18 protein-coding genes are annotated in these 21,708 nt (G+C 69.8%); 10 read left to right on the forward strand and 8 right to left on the reverse strand.

The features are described 5' to 3' along the window. The first annotated feature begins 178 nt into the window (after nucleotides 1–178). Genes NR810_RS34255 through NR810_RS34265 form a run of 3 tightly spaced genes read left to right on the forward strand, consistent with a single transcriptional unit; the run spans nucleotide 179 to nucleotide 4,075 of the window. The gene (locus NR810_RS34255; protein ID WP_257458675.1) at nucleotides 179–2,185 is read left to right on the forward strand and encodes an FHA domain-containing protein; all 2,007 of its coding nucleotides are present in this window, start codon (nucleotides 179–181) and stop codon (nucleotides 2,183–2,185) included. A gap of 41 nt (nucleotides 2,186–2,226) precedes the next feature. Next, nucleotides 2,227–3,567 (forward strand): cyclic nucleotide-binding domain-containing protein, encoded by a 1,341-nt coding sequence (locus NR810_RS34260; protein ID WP_257458677.1) that lies wholly within the window; start codon nucleotides 2,227–2,229, stop codon nucleotides 3,565–3,567. A 16-nt stretch (nucleotides 3,568–3,583) separates the two neighbouring features. Next, nucleotides 3,584–4,075 carry a hypothetical protein gene (locus tag NR810_RS34265; RefSeq protein ID WP_306818755.1) on the forward strand — a complete coding sequence of 164 codons (492 nt, stop codon included), beginning with the start codon at nucleotides 3,584–3,586 and terminating at the stop codon, nucleotides 4,073–4,075. 4 nt (nucleotides 4,076–4,079) lie between these two features. On the opposite strand, the gene NR810_RS34270 is transcribed toward NR810_RS34265, so the two are convergent. Next, nucleotides 4,080–5,675, reverse strand: coding sequence for a tetratricopeptide repeat protein (locus NR810_RS34270; RefSeq protein WP_257458681.1), 1,596 nt, complete (start codon nucleotides 5,673–5,675; stop codon nucleotides 4,080–4,082). 147 nt (nucleotides 5,676–5,822) lie between these two features. Here NR810_RS34270 and NR810_RS34275 point away from each other — a divergent pair, with 147 nt between their 5' ends. Beyond that, nucleotides 5,823–6,794, forward strand: a complete 972-nt coding sequence (locus tag NR810_RS34275) for a homoserine kinase (RefSeq protein WP_257458683.1) — start codon at nucleotides 5,823–5,825, stop codon at nucleotides 6,792–6,794. 24 nt (nucleotides 6,795–6,818) lie between these two features. Here NR810_RS34275 and NR810_RS34280 read toward each other — a convergent pair whose 3' ends face one another. Continuing rightward, nucleotides 6,819–7,286, reverse strand: coding sequence for a nuclear transport factor 2 family protein (locus NR810_RS34280; protein ID WP_257458684.1), 468 nt, complete (start codon nucleotides 7,284–7,286; stop codon nucleotides 6,819–6,821). Between the two features lie 61 nt (nucleotides 7,287–7,347). Continuing rightward, the gene (locus NR810_RS34285; RefSeq protein WP_257458686.1) at nucleotides 7,348–9,699 is read right to left on the reverse strand and encodes a hypothetical protein; all 2,352 of its coding nucleotides are present in this window, start codon (nucleotides 9,697–9,699) and stop codon (nucleotides 7,348–7,350) included. Nucleotides 9,700–9,724: 25 nt separating this feature from the next. Between NR810_RS34285 and NR810_RS34290 the strand changes: the two genes are divergently transcribed. From NR810_RS34290 to NR810_RS34315, 6 genes are all read left to right on the forward strand, one after another. Beyond that, complete coding sequence (locus tag NR810_RS34290; protein WP_204226821.1) at nucleotides 9,725–10,120, forward strand: TIGR02266 family protein; 396 nt, start codon at nucleotides 9,725–9,727, stop codon at nucleotides 10,118–10,120. Nucleotides 10,121–10,221: 101 nt separating this feature from the next. Then, on the forward strand, nucleotides 10,222–10,659 hold the full coding sequence (locus tag NR810_RS34295; protein WP_407653868.1) for a DUF192 domain-containing protein: 438 nt from the start codon (nucleotides 10,222–10,224) through the stop codon (nucleotides 10,657–10,659). Between the two features lie 110 nt (nucleotides 10,660–10,769). Continuing rightward, nucleotides 10,770–12,749: a PhoX family protein gene (locus NR810_RS34300; RefSeq protein ID WP_257458688.1), complete on the forward strand. Its 1,980-nt coding sequence runs from the start codon at nucleotides 10,770–10,772 to the stop codon at nucleotides 12,747–12,749. Nucleotides 12,750–12,841: 92 nt separating this feature from the next. Beyond that, a complete protein-coding gene (locus tag NR810_RS34305; RefSeq protein ID WP_257458689.1) occupies nucleotides 12,842–14,608 on the forward strand; it encodes a hypothetical protein in 1,767 nt (588 codons plus the stop codon). A 57-nt stretch (nucleotides 14,609–14,665) separates the two neighbouring features. After that, nucleotides 14,666–16,390, forward strand: coding sequence for a bifunctional metallophosphatase/5'-nucleotidase (locus NR810_RS34310; RefSeq protein ID WP_257458690.1), 1,725 nt, complete (start codon nucleotides 14,666–14,668; stop codon nucleotides 16,388–16,390). Between the two features lie 334 nt (nucleotides 16,391–16,724). Then, entirely contained in the window at nucleotides 16,725–17,222 is a 498-nt protein-coding gene (locus tag NR810_RS34315; protein WP_257458692.1) for a DNA-binding transcriptional response regulator, read from the forward strand. Between the two features lie 58 nt (nucleotides 17,223–17,280). Here the strand turns inward: NR810_RS34315 and ybaK are convergent, their stop codons facing one another. The 5 genes from ybaK to cglC form a co-directional block, all read right to left on the reverse strand. Next, nucleotides 17,281–17,757, reverse strand: coding sequence for a Cys-tRNA(Pro) deacylase (gene ybaK, locus NR810_RS34320; RefSeq protein WP_257458693.1), 477 nt, complete (start codon nucleotides 17,755–17,757; stop codon nucleotides 17,281–17,283). A 4-nt stretch (nucleotides 17,758–17,761) separates the two neighbouring features. Beyond that, on the reverse strand, nucleotides 17,762–18,904 hold the full coding sequence (gene purK, locus NR810_RS34325; RefSeq protein WP_257458694.1) for a 5-(carboxyamino)imidazole ribonucleotide synthase: 1,143 nt from the start codon (nucleotides 18,902–18,904) through the stop codon (nucleotides 17,762–17,764). After that, nucleotides 18,901–19,362 carry a 5-(carboxyamino)imidazole ribonucleotide mutase gene (gene purE, locus NR810_RS34330; RefSeq protein WP_204228964.1) on the reverse strand — a complete coding sequence of 154 codons (462 nt, stop codon included), beginning with the start codon at nucleotides 19,360–19,362 and terminating at the stop codon, nucleotides 18,901–18,903. Before purE ends, purK begins: the two co-directional genes overlap by 4 nt. A gap of 144 nt (nucleotides 19,363–19,506) precedes the next feature. Continuing rightward, a complete protein-coding gene (locus NR810_RS34335; protein ID WP_257458695.1) occupies nucleotides 19,507–20,907 on the reverse strand; it encodes a vWA domain-containing protein in 1,401 nt (466 codons plus the stop codon). Nucleotides 20,908–20,988: 81 nt separating this feature from the next. Next, nucleotides 20,989–21,495 carry an adventurous gliding motility lipoprotein CglC gene (gene cglC / locus NR810_RS34340; RefSeq protein WP_257458696.1) on the reverse strand — a complete coding sequence of 169 codons (507 nt, stop codon included), beginning with the start codon at nucleotides 21,493–21,495 and terminating at the stop codon, nucleotides 20,989–20,991. Between the last annotated feature and the right edge of the window lie 213 nt (nucleotides 21,496–21,708).

The following is a 21,708-nucleotide window of genomic DNA, read 5'->3' on the forward strand; positions in this document are numbered from 1 at the left end:
CCCCTCCCGTGCGGCATGGTGTCGCATCAGTGGGATATATCCTACATGTTGGACGTTCCTACTCCCGGTCCATCGGGCTTCCCTCGGGGAAGTCGCCTGCTTCCGGGAGCTTGGACGCGCTTCTGTCACCCCATGCACGTTTCCCTGGTGGGATTGGCGCTCTAAGATGCCGGGCCGCATGGCCCCTTCCCGCCGCCCGTCCCGCAAGCCCGCTGAGCCGTCCGAGCAGTCCGGTTCGGATCAGCAGAACACCCGTATCAAGGCCGCCAGCGCGGTCCGCCGCGGCGCTCCCCGCGAGGAGGAGGAGTACGCCGCCGAGGAGGAGAGCTACGAGGACGACGAGCGCTCCTACGACGAGCCGAACACCGCCGAGGAGTCGCTGCCCTCCCTGGACGAGGAGGACGACAACCCGGACGCCACGCGCGCCGGTCCGCCCCTGACGCTGGAAATCATCGAGGGCCCGGATCGCGGCCAGCGCAAGCGTTTCAAGACTGTGCGCATGGTCATCGGGCGCGGGCAGGATTGCGACCTCACGCTCACCGACCAGTCCGTGTCGCGCCGCCACGTGGAGCTGGTGTTCGGCGAGGGCGGCGTGCTGATGCGCGACCTGGGGAGCGGCAACGGCACCAAGGTGAACGACGAGCGCGTGGACGAGCGCAAGCTGGTCCACGAGGACGTCGTCGGCCTGGGCCGGACGAAGATCCGTCTCATCGACCAGCAGGAGCTCATCAAGCGGATGCGCGCCGCCGAGGAGGAGGAGGAGCGCAAGAAGAAGGAGGCCGCCGAGCTCAAGGCCCGCCAGAAGGAGGAGGCCGCGAAGAAGGCCGCCGAGGGTGCGCCGGCCGGGGGCGAGGCCAATGCCGAGGGGGGCGAGCCGCAGGGCAACGGCGAGGAGAACAAGAAGACACAGGTCCGCTCCGTCCATGACATTCCGCGCCGCAATGCTCCCAAGCGCCGCATGGGGCTCATGGTGGCGGGCGCGCTGGTGCTCCTCATCGCGCTCCTCGGCGGCGGTGTCCTCTTCCTCAAGCGGGGCCCTCCGCCCCCGCCGCCTCCCAATCCCAAGGAGGTGCAGGCCCGGTCGCTGATGGATGACGCGCGCAAGGCCTTCCGCGCCGGCAACTACGAGGAGGCGGTGAAGCTGGCCGAGGAGGCCGAGTCCCTCTTCCCGGGCATCGACGCGGAGGGCTTCCTCCCGATCGCGCGCGCGGAGCTGGCCATCGTGCGGGCCTTCGCCCAGGTGCGCGCGCTGATGGACGAGAACAAGTTCGACGAGGCGCGCGAGCTGCTGGAGCAGACGCCGCACGGCACCGCGCAGCTCACCGAGGAGATGCGGGAGACGCTCGAGGCCGAGCTGGAGACGCGCGAGCTCGAGTACCTGGTGCAGCAGGTGGAGGCGGCGCTGGAGGCCCGGGACGTGGAAGGGGCCCGGGCGCTCATCCAGCGGCTGCCCATGGAGCAGCAGCCGCTCTACCTCGGGAAGCTGGCCGAGCTGGAGAAGCTGCTCGCCCAGGAAGCCGCGGACGCGCTGGCCAGGGACAAGGCGGCCAGGGCCGCCGCCGCCCGGCGGGCCAAGGAGCAGCGCGAGGCCTTCATCGCCGCCGCCTTCGGCGTGGTGGAGACGCGCTTCAACGCGAGCGACTTCCCCCGCGCGGTGCTCGAGTGCGACCGGGTCATCGACGCCAACCCCGGTGACAAGGAGATCATCGAGCGGGCGAAGCTGCTCAAGAAGCTCATCCCCCAGTTCGCGCGTGTCTACCAGGACGCCCAGCGCAAGGTGCAGCAGAACGCGCTGGAGTCCGCGGCGCGTCCGCTGCGCTCGTCGGCGGAGCTGTACCGGCAGATCGGCCTCAAGGGCCCCTTCGGCGATACCATCAACGGCCAGCTCGCCGGCGCGTCGGTCGTCGCGGGCAAGGCCGCGCTCGCGCGCAACGACCTGGCCAACGCCGCCAGCTTCTTCAACGAGGCCCTGCGCCTGCGCCCGGACGACCCCAAGGCCCAGGAGGGGTTGGCCTCCATCCAGGGCAAGCTGGAGGACCTGTTCAAGCAGGCCTACTTCCAGCGGGACAGGGATCCGGAGGGCTCGGCGCGGAAGTTCCGGCTGATCGTCCAGCTGGCCGCCGAGGGGTCCGAGCTCAAGACCAGGGCGCAGACGCAACTCGAGGCGCTCGAACAGCAGCCGTGATGGGGTAGGGTCACCCCCCAACAGGTTCGTGGAGGAGTGGGATGAACGAGTCATCTTTGCGGGAACTGGGGCTGGACCTCCTGGAGGACCGCCAGTTCGAACGGGCCCTCGCGGTGTTCGCCGAGGCGGTGCGCCGGGTTCCCGCGGATCACCGCTCGCGGATGATGGCCGCGCGGTGTCTGGTGGAGCTGGGAGAGCGCGAGCGGGCCGTCACGGTCTACCACGCGTGTGCCGAGGGGCTGCTGCGGCGTGACTACCTGCTGTCCGCGATGGCGGCCTGCAAGCTGGGCCTGGCCCTGGCCCCCCAGGAGAAGCGGCTGCGCGAGACGCTGGTGCGGTTGCATGCCCGCGCGGCACGCAACGTGGCCAAACGCGCCTCGGTGCCCCCGCCGCTGCCCCCGGAGACGCTCTATGACGGCAAGGTGGAAACGGACCTGATGGCCCTGTCCGGCGAGGAGCTGAGCGACCGCGCCATCGAGGTGCTCGCCGCGCCGGACCCGGGTGGCGCCGCCAACCCGAACGACCGGCCGCCCCTCCCGCTCTTCGCGGACCTGGAGCGCGACGCCTTCATCGAGCTCGTCATCCGCATGGGCTACCGCTCCGTCAAGCCCGAGGAGGCGGTGAGCACCGAGGGGGGGACCCTGGACGGGCTCATCGTCATCGTCGCCGGCAAGGCGGAGGTGACGCGGCGGGTGGAGGGCGAGGACCGGACGCTGGGCTTCCTCGGAGGCGGCTCCATCTTCGGAGAGCTGTCGCTGCTCACCGGCGCTCCGCCGACGGCCACCGTCACCGCCGTGTCCGACATGGAGGTGTTCGAGATCCGCCGCGAGCACCTCAACGCGGTGGCCAAGAACTTCCCCTCGGTGCCGCAGGTGCTGGCCACCTTCGCGCAGAAGCGCATGGAGCGGAACCTGACGGCCACCTCGCCGCTCTTCCAGCCCATGCCCGAGTCCGAGCGCGACGCGCTCCTGCAGCGCTTCGCGTTCCGCTCGCTGCAACCCGGCGAGAAGGTGCTCATCGAGGGCGAGCACTCCTCGGGCCTCTTCCTGGTCCTGGCGGGCGAGCTGGTGGTGCAGAAGGATGATCCGGCCGGCGGCACCGTGCGCCTGGGCGTGCTGCGCGAGGGCGAGGTGGCTGGGGAGATCTCCCTGCTCACCGGCCTGCGCGCCACGGCCACCGTGGTGTCGCTGCGCAAGACGGCGACGGCCTACCTGGAGCGCGCCTCCTTCCACGAGCTGGTGAAGACGTACCCGCACATCAAGAAGTACCTGGAGCAGCTCTCGGATCGTCGGCTGAAGCAGATTGGCGAGGCGCTGCGGCCCTCGGAGATCATCGACGCGGACGAGTTGTTGATGGAGAGCGAAGGCGCGGGGCCGGCCTGAGGCCTGGGAGCGGATGATGACGCTGTCGAGAGGGCACGTACTGGGGCTGGTGCTGGCGCTGCTGGCCGCGGGGGCGGTGCTGGCCCTGTGGCCCCAGGCGGAGCCCGGGGTGAAGGAGGCCATCACGCGCAAGGTGGTGCAGATGACGGCCGCCGCCGAGCGCAAGGACATGGCCGAGCTGATGGAGGGCGTCTCCGACAGCTTCCGCTCGGGCGAGGGGTGGAACAAGCAGCAGCTCAAGGGCGTGCTGCTGGGCCAGGTGCTGCGGGGCACCTGGGTCCGCGTCTTCGTGCGCGACCTGCATGTCACCGAGGTGAATCCCACGCGCGGTGACGTGCAGGTGAAGATCATCTTCGGCCGCTCGGAGGCCGAGCAGCTCGAGCAGCTCGCCCAGGACAGCGTGCTGAGCGCCTACCTCATCGAGGGCACCTTCGAGAAGCAGGAGGACGGCGAGTGGCGGGTGGTGCAGGCGAAGCACCGCTCGCTGAGCCCCACCGAGCTCTTCTGAGTCTCTACTGGAGCAGCGCCTCGGCCTCGGTCCTCCAGGCCTTGGCGATGCTGGACTGGCCCGCGGCCACCAGGCGCTGCTCCACGTTCGAGACCTTCTCCTTCAGCGTCTCCCGGGGCATGCCCTGGAGCCGGAAGCGGCTCATCCCGAGGAAGTAGCTCTGGCAGCCGTTGGCGAACTCGCCCTTGGCGAAGAGCAGGTCTCCCAGCGCCTCGTAGGCCTCGGGCATGCTGCCCATGCCGTTCTCCGGTGCCACCTCCACCAGCAGCGGCCGGGCGGCGTCGTAGTCCTTGCGCGCCATCAGCAGCGACGCCTTCGCGTACTGCGCGCGCGCCATGCTCACGCCCTTGGCCGCCAGGGCCCGGTCATACGCCGCCATCGCGTCGTCCGCGCGCGCCAGCGCCTCCAGCACGCGGCCTCGCGCCAGCCAGTACCGGTCGTCCCGCTCCAGCGCCGCCACCGTCTTGCCCTCGGGGGCCGGCACCTGGACGTCGCGGAAGACGGCCTCGTAGCCATCCAGCAGCGCCAGCGCGCCCTCGCCATCCCCCGCCTGTTGCAGCGCCGGAGCACCGTCCAGATAGAGGAGGGGGGCCGTCCGCCGCTTCGCCACCGCCTCCTGGAAGGCCGCGCGGGCCCCCGGATCCTTGTTCAGCGCCAGCGCCCGCGCGCGGATGAAGAGGGCATGGTGCTCGTCCGGTGACGTGGCGAGCGCCTCCTCCGCGTCCTTCCGGGCCTCGTCCGTGCGTCCCTCCGCCAGCGCGAGCGCCGCCCGCACCGTGCTCGCGCGGGCCTTCAGCGCCGGGGTGAGCTCGGCCTCGCGGGCCTTCATGTCGGACACCGTCTTCGCCGCCTCGTCCCGTCCCTCGCCCTGGTACAGCCGCGCGAGCGCCAGCGACAGCCGGGCGCGCAGGTGGTCCGGGTTGGCCGCCGTGGCCTTCTTCAGCGCCTCGGCGGCCTGGGCGTACATGCCCTCGTCGAGCAGGGCCTCGCCGTGGGCCACCGGGTAGCGCGGCTCCCGCCACGCCGTCTCGCTGGCCCGCGAGAAGGCCTGCCTCGCGTCCGACAGCCGCCCGCGCGCCAGCAACGTCTGGGCCTCGGCCAGCGCCAGCTTGGGGCTCTTGGCGCCCTGCGTCTTCAATTCCTCCAGGTACTTCTCCGCCTCCGCGGCCTTGCCCTCGGCCACCAGCACCATCGCCCGCGCGCCGTAACGCTCACCCGAGCGCGAGTCCAACGCCTCGGCGCGGGCCAGGTGCTCGCGGGCCCGGGCCTCCGCCTCGGGCTGGCGGTGCTCCAACCACAGCCGGGTGTTCACCTCGGCCGCCAGCGCCTGGGCGTCCCGCGCCTCCCCGTCCAGTTGGAAGAGGGCGTCCAGCTCCGTCAGGGCCTTGCTCAGGTCCGCCGGGTTGTCGCGCTGGGCCAGCGTCCGCGCCGCCTTCATCCGCGCCTCCACCTGCTGCCGCACCGAGCCCCGGTGCACCACGTACGTCACCGCGCCCGCCAGCAGCACCGCCACCACTCCCACCTGAAGGAGGGCGCTCGGGAGACTCTCCCGCCTCCGCCAGTCCCTCTGTCCGCCGTGGTTTCCGTCGGTCGCGGCCATGGAGGCGCCTCCAAAATGAAAATTGGAATGGTTTCAGCTGTTTAGGGATGAAACGATGGGGTCGTCCGTAGATAGGCACGGTGCCCTGGGGTGTCAACGCGGGGGGCCGGCCCGGCGCGGCGGAGTGTGCCGCGGGAGAACATCATCATGGCGCTCTACACCTCTCTGGATGCGGCGGCCTTCGCCCGGCTCTCGGACGCCTACGGGTTGGGGACCGTGCACGAGTTCACGGGCATTCCCCAGGGCTCCATCAACTCCAACTTCCGGCTGGTGACGTCCTCGGGGCGCTACTTCGTGCGGCACACCACGGTGCGCTCGGCGGACGATCTGCGCTTCGAGGCGGATCTGCTCTCGCTGCTCAACGAGTCCCACTGCCCGGCGCCGCGGCTCGTCTCCACCCGCGAGGGCGCGCCCTTCCTGGAGCTGGAGGGGGGCCGGGTGTGCGTCTTCGCGTGGCTGGCGGGCGAGGAGCTCACGCGCGCGCGGCTCACCCCCGAGCACCTGGAGTCGCTGGGGATGGAGCTGGGCAAGCTGCACCGCGTCACCCTGTCCTTCGGGGGCTCGCGCACCAACCCGTACGGCCCGGAGGTGGTGAGCGGCTGGCTGGAGGGGCTGAAGCAGAACCCGGACGCGGAGCTGTCCTCCATCGCCAGCGAGCTGGAGGGCTACCTGGCGCGGGCCGAGTCGGAGCGCGGAGGGCTGGAGCCGCGCGGCGTCATCCACGCGGACCTCTTCATGGACAACGTGAAGTGGCTGGGGGACCGGGTGAGCGCGTTCTTCGACTTCGAGATGGCGTGCCGGGACGCGTACGTGCTGGACGTGGCCATCACCCTCAACGCGTGGTGCTTCGACAACGGGGCCTACCGGCCGGAGCTGTGCCGGGCGCTGCTGCGCGGCTACCAGGTGGAGCGCACGCTGCTGCCCGTGGAGCGGGAGCACCTCTTCGGGCACGCGCTCTTCGGCTCGGTGCGCTACACCGCCAGCCGCATCCGCGACTTCCACCTGTCCGGGCTGCCGCCTGACAAATTGGCACCGAAGGACTTCCGCACCTACCTGGCCCGGGCCCGGGCCCTGGTGGGCATGGGGCCCGAGGGCCTGCGCGCGCTCGCCGGCGTGTGAGCGCGCGCCGCCCGTGTCACCGGCTCAGAAACCGGAAACGATGCGCCACTGGCCGTCTTCCTTCTGGAAGACCATCTGCTCCAGCTCGGAGTCGCGCTGGGACTTCTCGATGAGCCCGGGCGCGCGCCAGCTGACGTTCCAGTAGTAGATGACGGTGGCCGCCCCATCGCTGCGCACGTTCACCGAGCGGATGTCGAGGTCCACCCGGGCCGACTCGAGCTGGGAGAAGAGGGCGGGGAGCGCCTGGGGCAGGTTGGCGTACGTCAGGTCGTCCTGGGGATCATCCGTACCGCCGTTGTCCCGGAAGGACGGGGAGACGAGCTGTTGGATGGCCTTGGCATCGCGCGCCTCGATGGCGGAGCGGTAGCGCTCCATCACGTCGAGAATGGCACGGGTGTCATTGGTGTCGGGGATCTGCGTGCCGGGGATGTTGCGCGGGGCGCAGGCCACGAGCAGCAGGAGGGCACAGGCGGGGAGCAGACGGGCGTTCATGTTCGTGGAGTCTCCGTGAAGGGGCAACCGCGCATGGAGATTTGCATTCCTCGTGCCGGGTCTAGCGGAAAGACTCGCGGGGCACCAGGGGACCGCCGAAGTGGCCGTCCTCGAAGTCGCAGCGCTCGGCCCATTCCTGGGCCACGGCGCGGAAGCCGGGGCCGAAGTCGGGCAACGCCCCCACCTCGTGCCTCACCGTCCCGCAGTCCCCCGCCAGGTAGGCGGCCTGCACCCGGAGGCGGAGTGTCTCTCGGCGGATGGCTTCGGGCAGCTCGCCTTCCAGGACGCGCGAGAGGTGCGTCAGGGCCAGGGCGGGGGCGTCCACCTGGAGCAGGCGCCGGCCGAGCAGGTAGTGGAGGTAGGGATCCTTCGGTGCCGCCTCCAGGCCGTTGGCGAGCCGCAGCAGGCGCAGCTCCTCGCTCTTCTCCCGGAAGTAGGACTGGATGGGGCCGGCGCGGACGTCGGAGTCGAGCGCGGCCAGCTTCACCTGGGCGGTGCGCGTCACCTCGGGGCCGGGGGTGAGCGCGAGGACCTGGTCGAGGAAGGCCCGCGCCTGCTCCTTGTTCCCCCGCCGCGAGGCCACGTCCGCCCGGGCCAGGGCCACCTCGGCCTCCAGGGAAGGCTGGCCCTTCACCTGCTCGGAGAGCGCGGCCAGGACCTGGGTGGCGTCGTCCGGGCGCTCCAGCCGCTCCAGCGCGGTGGCCTGGCCCAGCAGGAAGGAGGGCTCCTGGGGTTGGAGGCGGGCGGCGCGCTGGTACAGCTCGAGCGCCTGCTGCGGATCGCTCGCGAGGAAGTCGCGGGCCTCCTCTTGAAGGAGGGCCACTTCGCGGGCGCACGCGCGGGAGAAGAGGCTGCCGGTGCGGAAGCGCTGGAAGGCGCGGCTCACCGTGGCCTCGTCCAGCGGCAGCGCGTCGACGTACTGCTCCCACTCGGTGGCGAGCGCGTCCAGCGGGCGGCCATAGGCGCCCTCGAAGTCGCCATGGGCGTAGAGGGCGCGCAGCTTCTCCGCGCCGTAGGTGTCGGCGAGGTGGCGCAGGAAGGAGCCGACGAGCGTGTACGCGCGGGCGGGGGCCGACTGGTAGAAGCCCTCGGGGCCCACCAGCTTGCGGATGTCCGGGGCCAGTTTCTGCCGGCGCATGCCCGCGGCCCACTCGTGCAGGGTGAGGTCTCCCAGGACGGGGTTGTCCGCGGCCACCGCCAGGCCCTCGATGACGCCCATGAGGGGCCACACGCCCAGCCGGGTGGTGACGCGGAAGGGCGCGCTGCCCGCGGGAGCCGCCATCACGTGCGCCAGCTCGTGCTTGAGGGTGGAGTGGGGGAAGTCGTGCCCCCCGTTGATGTGCAGCTCCAGGCGCCAGGGCTTGGCGAACTGGGTGCGGCCGGCGCCCACCAGCGCCTGCTTCTCCTCGTCCGAGCGGTAGAGCCACACGCGGATGCGGCCCTCGGGCGCACCGCCGAGGAAGCGCGAGAGCTGGGCGTAGCGGAACTCGATGTCCCTCACCATCCGGTCCACCTCCTCGCGGGGCTCGCCGCGGGGGTAGATGAACTGGACGTGCTCCGTCTCGCGCACTCCACCGAGCCGGGCCATGAGGGCCGAATCCGTCATGCGCAGGCCCAGGTCCGTCCCATGCGCCTCGAGGAGGATGACGGGGACGAGGGCCAGTCCGAGCACGGTGAGGGCACCGGCGCGGAGGCCCGGGCGGTGCAGCCGGGACTCGGAGAGGTCCAGACAGAGCGCGGTGAGCGCCCAGACGGCGAGGGCGAGCAGCAGCGTCTCCAGCCGGAACCAGAGGAGGGCGGAGGAGACGGAGAGCGACTCGTCATAGAGGGGGCCGGGCAGGTGGCCCAGGAAATGGTTGAAGGCGTAGACCTGGGGCCCGAAGACGATGGGCCAGCCGGTGCCCACCCCCGAGAGGAGGACGAGCCCCACGTAGAGCAGGACGGCGCGGCCCCAGCGGCGGGTGGCGAAGCCGCAGAAGACGCCCACCACCGAGGCCAGCACCGCGGAGGGGAGGGTGAGCAGGGGGTAGAAGCCCACCAGGGCAAAGGGGTCGCACCGGGTTCCAATCGACGCGTACAGGGTGGCGGCGAGGAAGGGTGGCACCAGGATGGCCAGGTTGATGAGCAGGGCGGGGGCGAGGGCCCGCCACACCCGTGTCCCCGGGGTGTCCGTGGAGGCCGCGGCGACCGCCTGCCCGGTGAGCAGACGGCGCTCCTGATGCACCGCGGCGATGCCTACCCCACCCCCGAGCAGGCCGACGGCGATGGAGAGGGTGAGGCCCAGCTCGAAGCCGGGCACGCCATAGAGGGGAAGCAGGACGAGGGCCGAGCCGCCGACCGCGATGGCCCCGGCGAGCACCAGCACCGGGGGGCGCCGGACGAGGTCGATGGCACGGAAGAGGACTTGCCGCATGGCCTTCTCCTATACTCCCCACAGCATGGCCGAACAGAAGACAGGCTCTGAACACCGCCAACATGCTCGTGCGCCCATCGAGCTGAAGGTGGACTACAAGAAGCTCAACTCGTTCTTCGCCGATTACACGAAGAACATCTCCAAGGGTGGGACCTTCATCAAGACGAAGAAGCCGCTGCCCATCGGGACGCGCTTCCTGTTCAAGCTGACGGTGCCCCAGCGCGAGGCGCCCTTCGAGCTGCTCGGCGAGGTGGTCTGGTCCAAGGGCGACGCCGAGGAGCCCGGCATGGGCATCCGCTTCATCTACAACGACGAGCGCCAGCGCGGCGAGTTCGAAGGTGTGGTGGAGCGGCTGATGGCGGACAGCCTGGGGACGCAGCTCACGGAGAAGCTGCTGAACAAGCAGCTCCACCTGGGATGATGGGCCGGGGGCCGGGGGCTGCTTGTGCCGCGCTGCTGCTGCTTACGGCTTGCGAGGCCACCGAGGCCAAGGGTAGACCGTCCGCGCCGGAGGCGAGGAAGGTGACGGACGTGACCGCGGAGGACTACGTAGGGCCCTCGCTGCCGCGGGCGCGGGTGCTGCTCAAGGACGCCTATGGAGGCGTGCACCGGGTGGACGTGGAGGTGGCCGCCACGCCCGACACGCGCACGCGCGGGCTGATGTGGCGCAAGGAGCTGGCGGCGGGCAAGGGCATGCTCTTCGTGTTCCCCCACGACGAGGTGCAGAGCTTCTGGATGCAGAACACGCTCATCCCGCTGGACATGCTCTTCATCAACTCGGCGGGGCGCATCGTGGGCATCATCGAGAACGCCGAGCCGCGCACGCTCTCCCCGCGCTCGGTGGGCGTGCCGGGGCGCTACGTGCTGGAGGTGCCCGGCGGCTGGTGTCAGAAGGTGGGCATCACGCGCGGTGGTTCCGTGGAGCTCCAAGGGGTGGAGCACCTCCAGGTCGTGCCCTGAGCGAGCGCCCCGGGGGGAGCGTTTGTGCCAATTGTGTCACGAGTACCTTGCCTGGAGCCCACCGGGCACCGGTAGCATCCGCCATCATCACTTCCAATCGTGAGGCCACGATGCAATCGGGTTATTCGAGGTGGGAGCGCCGGACGGGGCGTCTGGTGCTGGCGTCCCTGACCGCGCTCGCGCTCTCCGCGTGTACGGGCGAGACGGGGCCCAAGGGCGACAACGGCGAGCCGGGAGCACCGGGAGCCCCAGGGGCACCGGGCCCGCAGGGGCCGGCCGGCAATGTCAAATCTCTCAGCTTCACGCCGGTGAACGCCGCGCGCACGGATGCGGAGAAGCGAGCCGTCTACGCCAGCCCGAAGGCGAACGTGAACGGCAAGGAGGTCTCCATCCAGTACGAGACCGTGCTGCGCTCCGGTCAGACCGTGGGCGAGCACGTCTTCGGCCGGATGATCCAGAAGGACGGCAAGCCGGTGAAGAACACGGACGGCTCGGACTTCATCTCTCCGTCCAACGACTTCTCGGCGCTCATCCAGACGGGCAACAAGATCTTCGAGCTCACCCAGTTCGAGACCACGCCCGCGTCGATGTACCTCTCCGAGCTGCGTCAGGACGCGAATGGCAAGCTCACGGCCACCAGCACCCGGCCGATCGACTTCTCCGGCGTGGAGGGCTACTGGATTCCCTGCGCGGGCAGCGTGTCGCCGTGGAACACGAACCTGAGCAGCGAGGAGTACCCGTCGGATGCGCGCAAGTTTGAAGATGCCAAGACGGTGAGCAGCCTTCCCTCGGCGGATCGCTCGATGCTTCGCTACTGGGGGCTCGATCCGGCCACGGCCACCATCGAGCAGGCCAAGGCCGTCTATTCGCCCTACCGCTATGGCTTCGTGGTCGAGGTCGCGGTGGACGGCTCGGGCACCACCACCGTCAAGAAGCACTACGCGGCGGGCCGGCGTGCGCTCGAGCTGGCCTATGTGATGCCGGATCGCAGGACCGCCTACCTGAGCGATGACGGCACCAATGACGGCTTCTACATGTTCGTGGCGAAGCGGGAGGGGGACCTGTCCGAGGGCCAGCTCTACGCGGCGCGGTGGTTCCAGACCACCGCTTCGGGCCTGCCCTCGGGCCGGGCGGACATCTACTGGATTCCGCTGGGCCCCAGCGCGACGAACGCCGAGGTGAAGGCGCTGATCGACGGTGGCATCAAGTTCTCCGACATCTTCGAGACCGAGGACCAGGCCCCCAATGGCACCTGCCCGAGCGCGGAATCCGGGTTCCGTGCCATCAACACCGAGACCGGCCGTGAGTGCCTGCGGCTGAAGCCCGGTCAGGAGCTGGCGGCCTCCCGCCTGGAGAGCCGCCGTTACGCGGCCTACGTCGGCGCCACCACCGAGTTCCGCAAGACCGAGGGCATCACGTACAACGTGGCCGCCCACCGGCTCTACGTGTCCTTCAGCGAGCTGAACAACGGGATGATCAGCGACCCGACGAACAGGGATCTCGGCGGGCCGAATCACGTCCAGGTCGCCCGCAACGACTGCGGCGCGGTCTACGAGATGGTGGTGTCGCGCAACGCGGACATCGGCAGTGACTACGTGGTCGAATCCGCTTCGCCGCTGGTCGAGGGCGTGTGGCTGAATGCTCCTGGCTCCGCCAACCCCTACCCGAGCAACAGCCCCTTCTACGATCCCTCCTTCACGTACGTGAACAGCAGCGGTGACTCCGTGAAGGGGACCGCGAACACGTGCAGCGTGAACGGCATCGCCAATCCCGACAACCTGTCCTTCATCAACGGGTATGACACGCTGCTCATCGGCGAGGACACCGTCGAGGGCCACCAGAACGACATGGTCTGGTCCTACAACATCGTCACGCGTGAGCTGACCCGCATCTTCTCCGCCCCCTACGGCTCGGAGACGACGGGCGTCTACTTCTACCCGGACATCAATGGCTTCGCGTACATCAAGGCGCAGGTGCAGCACCCCTACGGTGAGTCCGACGTCGAGAAGCTGGGGGCGGACCTGGCCGAGGCGCAGCGCCTGAGTCAGTCGTACACCGGTTACATCGGCCCGTTCCCGGCGATGAACTGATTACCGGAGTCATCATCCAGACAGCCGTGAGGGGCCTTCCCGGGAGGACTCTCGGGAAGGCCCCTCGGCTTTGAGCTTCGTGGGAGCAGGACATGGGCCGCCGGAAGGCGACAGGCGTGGTGTTGGTAGCTGGGTTGCTCGTGGCCGGGGCGGCCGCGGTGTTGCGTTCGGGGGAGTCGCGTCGTCCGACACCCGCGTCGGCACCGATCGAGCAGGTGCGGGCGGCGCTCGCGACGGCCATGCCGGCGAACGCGCGGGTGCGGCCCCAGCTCTCGAATCCGGCGGCCTACCTGCCCGCGCAGTGCTACGCGGCGACGCAGGACACGCCAGGCGGACGGACGCATAACGGCTGCTTCGCGTGCCACCAGACGCCGCGCCCGCCCAACTTCATCGAGGACGACACCGTGCAGACGGTCCTCTCGGTGGCGCGCTCCGCCGAGGAGAATCGCTGGACGAACGTGCTCCAGCCGCCGCCACCCGTGGAGATGCCGGACGCCGAGCTGCTGGCCTGGGTGCGGTCGAGCAACTACGTGGACGAGCGCGGCGGGCTCCGGCTCGCCGCGGCGCTGGCCCATCCGCCCGCTGCCTGGGACGCGAACGGGAATGGCAGGTGGGAGGGCTACACCCCGGACTGCTGGTTCCAGCCAGACGCCGAGGGGTTCGATCATTCACCGGACGGGACCATGACGGGCTGGCGTTCGTTCGCCTATGCGCCGTTCCCGGGCATGTTCTGGCCGACCAACGGGAGCGCGGGAGACGTGTTCATCCGTCTGCCCGAGGCGTTCCGGCGCGACCGGGCCGGGCGCGAGAGCAAGGCCATCTACCGTCTCAACCTCGCCATCCTGGAGGCGTTCATCCGCCGGGTGGATGTGCCGCTGCCTCCCACGGACGAGCGCGAGCTCGGCTCGGATCTCGACGGAGATGGGGTGCTCGGGACGGCGAGGCGCGTGGCCTTCGTGTGGCCACCGAAGCCCGAGCGCCCCTTCGGCTACGTGGGCCAGGCGGCCGGGCTGGACCGTGCGAAGGATGGCTGGCCCGCCGCCGGCCTCTACCCGCGAGGCACCGAGTTCCTGCACAGCCTGCGCTACCTCGACGTGGAGGGAGAGCAGGTGCGCATGGCCGCGCGGATGAAGGAGCTGCGCTACATGCGGAAGGCCCGCTGGCTGACGTACAGCGACCTCCAGCTGGCGGCCGAGGCGGAGGTCCGGGAGAGGACGAAGCACCCCGACAAGCTGAAGACGGTGCTCGCGGACGCGGAGCGCGGGGTGGGCACGGGCTCCGGCTGGCTGATGCAGGGCTTCATCGAGGACGCGGATGGCGCGCTGCGTCCCCAGAACGTCGAGGAGACCACGGCCTGCATCGGTTGCCATGGGGGCGTGGGCGCGACCACGGACAGCACCTTCAGCTTCGCGCGCAAGCTCGATCCGCGCTCGGCCTTCCAGGAGGGCTGGTACCACTGGGAGCAGCGGGGGCTGAAGGGCATCCCGGAGCCGAAGCGCGCCGATGGCCAGGGCGAGTACGCCCATTGGCTCGAACAGGTGGGAGGAGGGGACGACTACCGGAGCAACGACGAGGTCCAGGCACGCTTCTTCCTTCCGGACGGGACGCTCAGACCCGACGCGGTGAAGGCGCTGACGAAGGACATCTCGGTGCTGCTCGTCCCGTCACCGCGCCGGGCGCTCCATCTGGACCGGGCCACGCTGGCGCTGGTGAAGGCCCAGCGGTTCGAGCGCGGGCGGGACGTGGTGGTCGGGTCACCTCCGAAGGTGAAGGCCCGGCTGGAGCAGGATGGGGCGACGGGAATCCTCGAGCCCGTGCTCCCCGGTTGGGTGGACCCAAAGCGCACTGCGTCACGCTGATGAGGCGGGCCGGGTGGTTTCTCGCGGAGCCGTTTTCAAGTATGCCTCTGCGCGCCCATGACTCATTCCCACCCTGCCTCTTCGAACGCACGGAGATCCTCCCGTGCCGTCAAGCTCCTCGGAGCGTTCGCCTTCGGCTCGCTGCTCATCGCGTATCCTGGTTGTGATCCCAAGCCGACTCCCGAGCCCCAGCCGATCCGTGTCCAGGTCCTGGCCTTCAACGACTTCCACGGCAACCTGGAGGCCCCCACGGGCAGCAACGGCCGTGTTCCGACGCCCGCCAGTGATGGTGGCACCGTCGATGTGAACGCGGGTGGCGCGGCCTTCCTCGCCCACCACCTCCAGAAGCTGCGGGAGGAGAACCCGGAGAACACGGTGGTCGTCTCCGCGGGTGACCTGATCGGCGCCTCGCCGCTGGTCTCCGGCATCTTCCACGACGAGCCCACCATCGAAGTGATGAACATGATGGGGCTGAACATCAACTCCGTGGGCAACCACGAGTTCGACGAGGGCGCCACCGAGCTGCTGCGCATGCAGAATGGCGGCTGCCACACGGTGGACGGGTGCGTGGCGAGCACGTCCTTCGCGGGCGCGAAGTTCAAGTTCCTCTCGGCCAACGTGTTCACCGACGTGGCCGCCCGGAAGACGCTCCTCCCGGCCTACGACATCCGCGAGTTCCAGGGCGTGAAGGTCGCCTTCATCGGCATGACGCTGGAGGGGACTCCGCTCATCGTCAGCCCGTCCGGTGTGACGGGGCTCACCTTCCAGGACGAGGCGGACACGGTCAATGCGCTCGTCCCGGAGCTGAAGCAGCAGGGCGTGGAGGCCATCGTGGTGGTCATCCACGAGGGAGGCGCGCAGCCAGGGCGTTATGACGAATGCAACGGCATCTCCGGGCCCATCAAGGACATCGTCGAGCGGCTCGATGACGAGGTGGACGTGGTCGCCTCCGGTCACACGCATCAGGCGTACAACTGCGTCATCGACGGCAAGCGCGTCACCAGCGCGTACAGCCATGGGCGCCTCATCACCGACATCGACCTGGTGCTGGATCCCGTCTCGAAAGACGTGGTGGAGACGACCGCGCGCAACGTCATCGTCACGCGTGACACCGCGGAGCCCTCCGTGGACACGTACGTGAAGGACATCGTCAGCAAGGCCGCGCCCCAGCGGGACAGGATCATCGGCAACACCACGGGTGAGCTGAAGGCCCCCGTGCGGCCCATCCCGAAGGGAGCTTCGGGCGAGTCCACGCTCGGCAACCTCGTCGCGGACGCGATGCTCGCGGCCTCGAGCTCCGCGGAGATGGGTGGGGCCGTCATCGCCTTCCAGAACCCGGGCGGCGTCCGCGCGGACATCAACGCCGGGGATATCACCTTCGGTGAGGTCTTCTCGGTCCAGCCCTTCGCCAACAACCTGGTGACGCTGACGATCACCGGCGCGCAGATCGACACGCTGCTGGAGCAGCAGTTCCAGCCGTCCGGCACCTCCATCCTTCAGGTGTCGAGGGGCTTCTCCTTCACCTGGAGCGCTTCGGCGCCGCGGGGGAGCAAGGTGAACCCGGAGTCCATCATCTTCAATGGCGTGACCATCGATCCGGCGGCGAGCTACCGCGTCACGGTGAACAACTTCATGGCCTCTGGCGGTGACGGCTACACGGTGCTGACCGAGGGGAAGGATCCCCTCACGGGCGCGATCGACGTCGACGCGCTCGATGCCTACCTGCGCGCCAACATCCCGGTGACTCCGCCGGCGCTGGGCCGCATCACGATGATTCCGTGAGGTGGATTCCGCTCGGGACCACGCCCTGGCGCCTCGCCGGACTCAGCCCTGGCTCCCTTGCGTACACGTGAGGGCGGGCGCACGCCGCCTCGCTGGGGCAGCAGCCAGAGAGGGCTGCCCCAGGTATGCAAGCACCCGTAGATGGGGCTGGAAACCGTGTCTTCCACCCCTTGGCGAACCCGGGTAGGATTGTCGGGGGGGACAACCGAATGGAGACGAGCTGCACCCCAGAGGCTCCGTTCCCATGGCGTTCCCCTCACATTTCTGGATGGCTGGGTCACAAGATGGGGCTCAGGGGTCGGGTATACGCCAGCCCCCGCAAGGAGGGCTCGGGATGGATGGGCAGGTTCAGCGGCGCATTCTGGTGGTGGATGATGACCCGACCATCCTGAATGTCTGGCGCAGGGTGTTGGGGCCGAAATGGCGCCGTCCCGCGCTGGACAACCTGGAGAAGAAGCTCTTCGGCGCCACCCCACCCGCCGCGCCTCCGGAAGTGGCCTTCACCATCGACACCGCCTCTCAGGGGATGGAGGGGTTCCAGAAGGTCGTCAGCGCCCTGGCGGAGGGGCGTCCCTACAACTTCGCCCTCGTCGACATGCGGATGCCGCCCGGCTGGGATGGGCTGGAGACCATCCTGCGCATGCTGGAGAAGGATCCCCAGTTGGAGGTGGCCATCTGCAGCGCCTTCTCGGACATCTCCCGGGAGGAAGTGGTCAAGCGCGTGGGCCGGGCCGATCTGCAGTGGCTCAAGAAGCCCTTCGAGCTCGAGGTCGCCCGGGATCTGGCCTGGAAGTTGAGTGAGCAGGGCGTCCATCGACGCCAGTCCCGCTAGAGACTGGCAGGGGAGGGGCCCATGACGAGCCCCCTCCCGAGGGGTGTGACGCCGTGGGCTACGCCTTGTCGCGGGAGATGGGCCCGAGCTTGCCCTTCGTGACGCGCAGGTAGTCCGCGGGAGTCAGGAGGATCTGCGTGCCCCGCACGCCCGCGGACACGGAGATGACGTCGAACAGCTCGAGCGTCTCGTCCACGAACACGGGGTATTCCTTCTTGCCGCCAATGGCCGTGACGCCGCCGCGGATGTAGCCCGTGAGCGGCTGGAGCTCCTTGAGCGGCACCGTGTCCACCTTCCGGTCCCCGCTCAGCCGCGCCAGCGCCTTGAGATCCAGCTCGCCGTTGCCCGGCACCACGGCGAGGAGCACGCCGGTCCGGTCCCCCCGGGCCACGAGCGTCTTGAACACCTGCTCCGGAGGCATTCCGACCTTGGCGGCCACCGTCTCGGCGGAGAGGTCCTCCGGGTCCACGTCGTACTCGCGCAGCTCGTAGCGGACGCCGAGCGAGTCCAGCAGCCGTGCCGCGTTCGTCTTCATGGCTTCACGCTCCCAGGGCCTGGCGGGCGGCCTTGATGCGGGCCAGCGCCTCTTCGGGCGTGGTGCCCACGGCGGACAGGTGGCCCATCTTCCGGCCCTTGCGCGCCTCGCGCTTGCCATACAGGTGCAGCCGGACGCCCGGCATGGCCAGCACGGACTCGAACTTCGGCCCGCCCTCGCGCAGCCACAGGTCGCCCAGCAGGTTGACGATGGCCGCGTGCCGCACCACCTCCACCGAGCCCAGCGGCAGGTTGCACACCGCGCGCACCGCCTGTTCGAACTGGCTGGTGAGGCACGCCACCTCGGTGGCGTGGAAGCTGTTGTGCGGGCGCGGCGCCAGCTCGTTCACCAGCAGCCGTCCGTCCTTCAGGAGGAACATCTCCACCACCAGCAGGCCCTCGACCTCGAGCGCCGTGGCCATGGCGCGGGCGATCTCCGTCGCCTGGGTGGCCACCTGGGGCGGCACCTGTCCCGGCAGCAGGGACCAGTCGAGGATCCGCTCCTCGTGGTGGTTGTAGGCCGGCGGGTACACCGCGACTTCTCCCCGGGGGGAGCGCGCCACCAGCACGGACAGCTCGGCCTGCAGGTCCAGCGCGGCCTCCACCACCACGGGGCTCTGGCCCAACTCTCGCCAGGCCTCGGGGGCCTCGGAAGCGGCCTTCACCAGGTACTGGCCCCGGCCGTCATAGCCGCCCTCGCAGGACTTCACGAAGCAGCGCCCGCCCAGCTCCGTCGCCGCCGTGGCGAGGGACTCCTGCTGGTCCGCCTGCTTCCACGGTCCCTGGGGGAAGCCGTGCTTCGCGAGCCAGGCCCGCTGCCGGCCACGGTTCTGCACCACCTCGAGGACGTGGGGGCCGGGCCGCAGCGGTGCGTGCTGTGCGGCGGCGCGCAGGGTGGTGAGGGGGATCTTCTCGATCTCCAGCGTCACCACGTCGCACGCGCGCGCGAGCCGGGTGGCCTCCTCCGCGCTGCCGAAGTCGGCCGTGTAGCACTGGTCCACCACGAAGCGGGCGGAGCACGCGGGGTCGGGATCCAACGCCTGCACCTGGTAGCCGAGCGTGCGCGCGGCCAGGGCCATCATCCGGCCCAGCTGCCCACCGCCGAGGATGCCGATCGTTCCACCGGGCAGGACGATCTTCGTGTTCATGCGAGCTCCCGATCCCGGAGCACCTCGTCGGTGCGGGCCTGACGCCAGGCGCCCAGCCTGGGGCGCAGCTCCGGGTATTTGAGGGACAGGATGGAGGCGGCGTACAGCGCGGCGTTGATGGCCCCCGGCTTGCCGATGGCCATGGTGCCCACCGGGACGCCCTTGGGCATTTGGACGATGGACATCAGCGCGTCGAAGCCGTTGAGCACCGTGGCGGGGATGGGCACGCCGAGCACCGGCAGCAGCGTCTTGCTGGCCACCATGCCGGGCAGGTGGGCCGCGCCCCCCGCCGCCGCGATGATGACGGACAGCCCGCGCGACTCGGCCGTCTCCGCGTACTGCATCATCCAGTCCGGTGTGCGATGGGCCGACACCACCCGCACCTCGTGCGGGATGCCCAGCTCCTTCAGCACGTCGATGCCAGGGCGCAGGTGCTCCAGGTCACTCTTGCCGCCCATGATGACGCCCACCCAGGGTGTTTCCGCGCTCAAGCTCTCGCCTCCAGTACGCCCTCCTGGTGAGGCCAGGAGGAGCGGAGAACGCGGAGATAGGGTGGGGGGATTCCGCCGGTCAACCGGAAGCTGACGGGGGCGGGCGGAATTTCAGTAGGTGGAGCCGATCTTCCCGAAGCTCTTCATGGCCCGGGCCTTCGTGCGCTTCACCGCCGAGCCCACCGACTCGCTGTCGGACGCCTGCTCGTAGTCCTGGAGGACCGCCTGCTGCTCGGCCAGGTCCGCCGCCACGGCCGAGGGGCTGGCCACCGTGCCCGCCTTCTCGAAGAGCGCCTGGTTCTGCATCACGTAGCCCTTGGCCTCCTCCCTGCGTCCGTCGCGGAGGGCCTCGGCCGCCAGCTTCAGGTTCTTCGCGCTCAGCGCGCGCGTGGCGTACACCGTGGCGTCCTTGTCCTGCCGCGCCAGCACCTCCTCGTGCCGCTCCGTCACCATCGCCGACAGGCTCGCCGCGCTCTCCACCCCGGTGTCCTTCAGCAGGTCCTTGTACGCCAGCTTCAGCCCCGCCACGTCCACCGCGCTCCCCGGACGGGTGCCCTCCACCGTGAGCCGCGCCACCACGCGCTCCACCTGTCCCGAGGAGAAGTCCGGCAGCGGCACCCGCACCGTGCGCCCCGTCTGGTGCGCGCGGTAGCCCAGCACCTCGCCCAGCCTCACCCCAGCGGGCAGCTCGAAGGACAGCTCCACGCCGCGCGCCACGCTGGTGGCCGCCTGCCGCAGGTCCCTCTGGAAGAGCGTGGCCAGCTGCCCCGCGTCCTCCAGGAAGCCGTACGCCCCGGCCCCGTACTCGGCGAAGCCCTGCATCAGGTCCTCGTTGAAGTCCGTGCCCACGCCGATGGCGCTCACGGTGATGCCCTCGGCGCGGATGCCCTTCACCACCTCGGTGAGGCCCGCGTCGTCGGTGATGCCCTCGGTGGGCTGGCCGTCGCTCAGCAGGATGATGCGGTTGACGGTGTAGTCGCCCCGGGAGGCCGCCACGTGCGAGCGGCCCGTGTGCAGCCCCGCGCCGATGTTGGTGCCGCCGTCATCCCAGATGCCCTCCACGAACTGGAGCATCCGCTCCTGGTTGGCGGGCGTGGCCGGCAGGCTCGGCAGGCTCTTCACGTCCGAGCCGTAGTGCACGATGGCCAGCCGGTCCTCGGGTCCCAGCAACCCCACGAGGTGGCGCGCGGCCTGCTTCGCCTGCTGCAGCTTGTAGCCGCTCATGGAGCCCGAGCGGTCGATGACCACCGCCAGGTTCACCGGGGTGCGCCTGGCGCCCGGCACCTCCACGCCGGTGATGTCCACCGTGACGAAGAGGTCCGAGCTTCCCGGGGTGATGTAGGGGTGGGACAGCCGGCTCGTCATCATCAACGAGCCGTTGCTGGCGGCCGCCGGCCTGGGTGGAGGCACGGGAGAGGCACCGTGCGGCGGTGCCACATGGGGCAGGCCCAGCACCAGGGCGGTGAGGGCGAGTCCGGCGGCCAGGGAGACGAAGGCGACCGTCTTGTTCATGACAGAGGGCTCCTTGCGGCGAGGGCCCCGCTGTCCACGTCCGGCGCGCGAAAAAGTTCTACGCCGCGCGCGCGGAAGGCGTCAGTTGGTCGCGGACTCGACGGCGCCGGCGCAGAAGTAGGGCGAGTTGTTGTCGCCGAACGTGTTGCGGTAGGCGACCGGGTCGTTCACGCGCATGTCGGTCATCGCCTCCTCATCCAGCAGCAGGGCGCGGCAGACCATGCGATCCTTCACGCTCGCCTCCGCGTCCGAGGCATTGACCACGCAGTCGTTCTGGGTGGCGTCCACCTGGCACGACTTGCTGCAGTAGCCCCGGGCCAGGCCGTCGGCCTCGGGGGGCTCCGAGTAGCTGGTGTCCCGCACGCAGACGAGATCCTCACACTCCGTCATGCCGAAGGAGATGAAGTCCTGGCCCGGCTTCAGCTCGGTATACTGGATGGGCCGGGTCTTGCCGCGCTCGGGCTCTGCCGCCATCTCCTCGGCGGTGGCCTTGCGCACCAGCGTACACCGCTTCCCGATATCGGACCTGATCTCGCACCCGCCACACAGCAGGGTCGCAGCCATCAGAAGAGCCAGACGCGCAGACATCGACGTGCACCTCATGAAACGCATGTGGGCGCCCACCGTAACACAGTGCCCCTCCATTCCAACCTGCACCTTGGTCGCACGGATGCCCGCTCTGCGAGTGCCTCGGGTACCCTCTCTGCAAGAATACCGAGTGGATACACAAAAGGGCCCGGGAGACCCACTCCCGCGCATACGGAGGAAGCAGGCGAGCTTTGATCGGTTGATGGGTTGCGA

Origin of the sequence: Archangium lipolyticum, assembly GCF_024623785.1 — a bacterium.
In the GTDB taxonomy this organism is placed as follows: Bacteria; Myxococcota; Myxococcia; order Myxococcales; family Myxococcaceae; genus Archangium; species Archangium lipolyticum.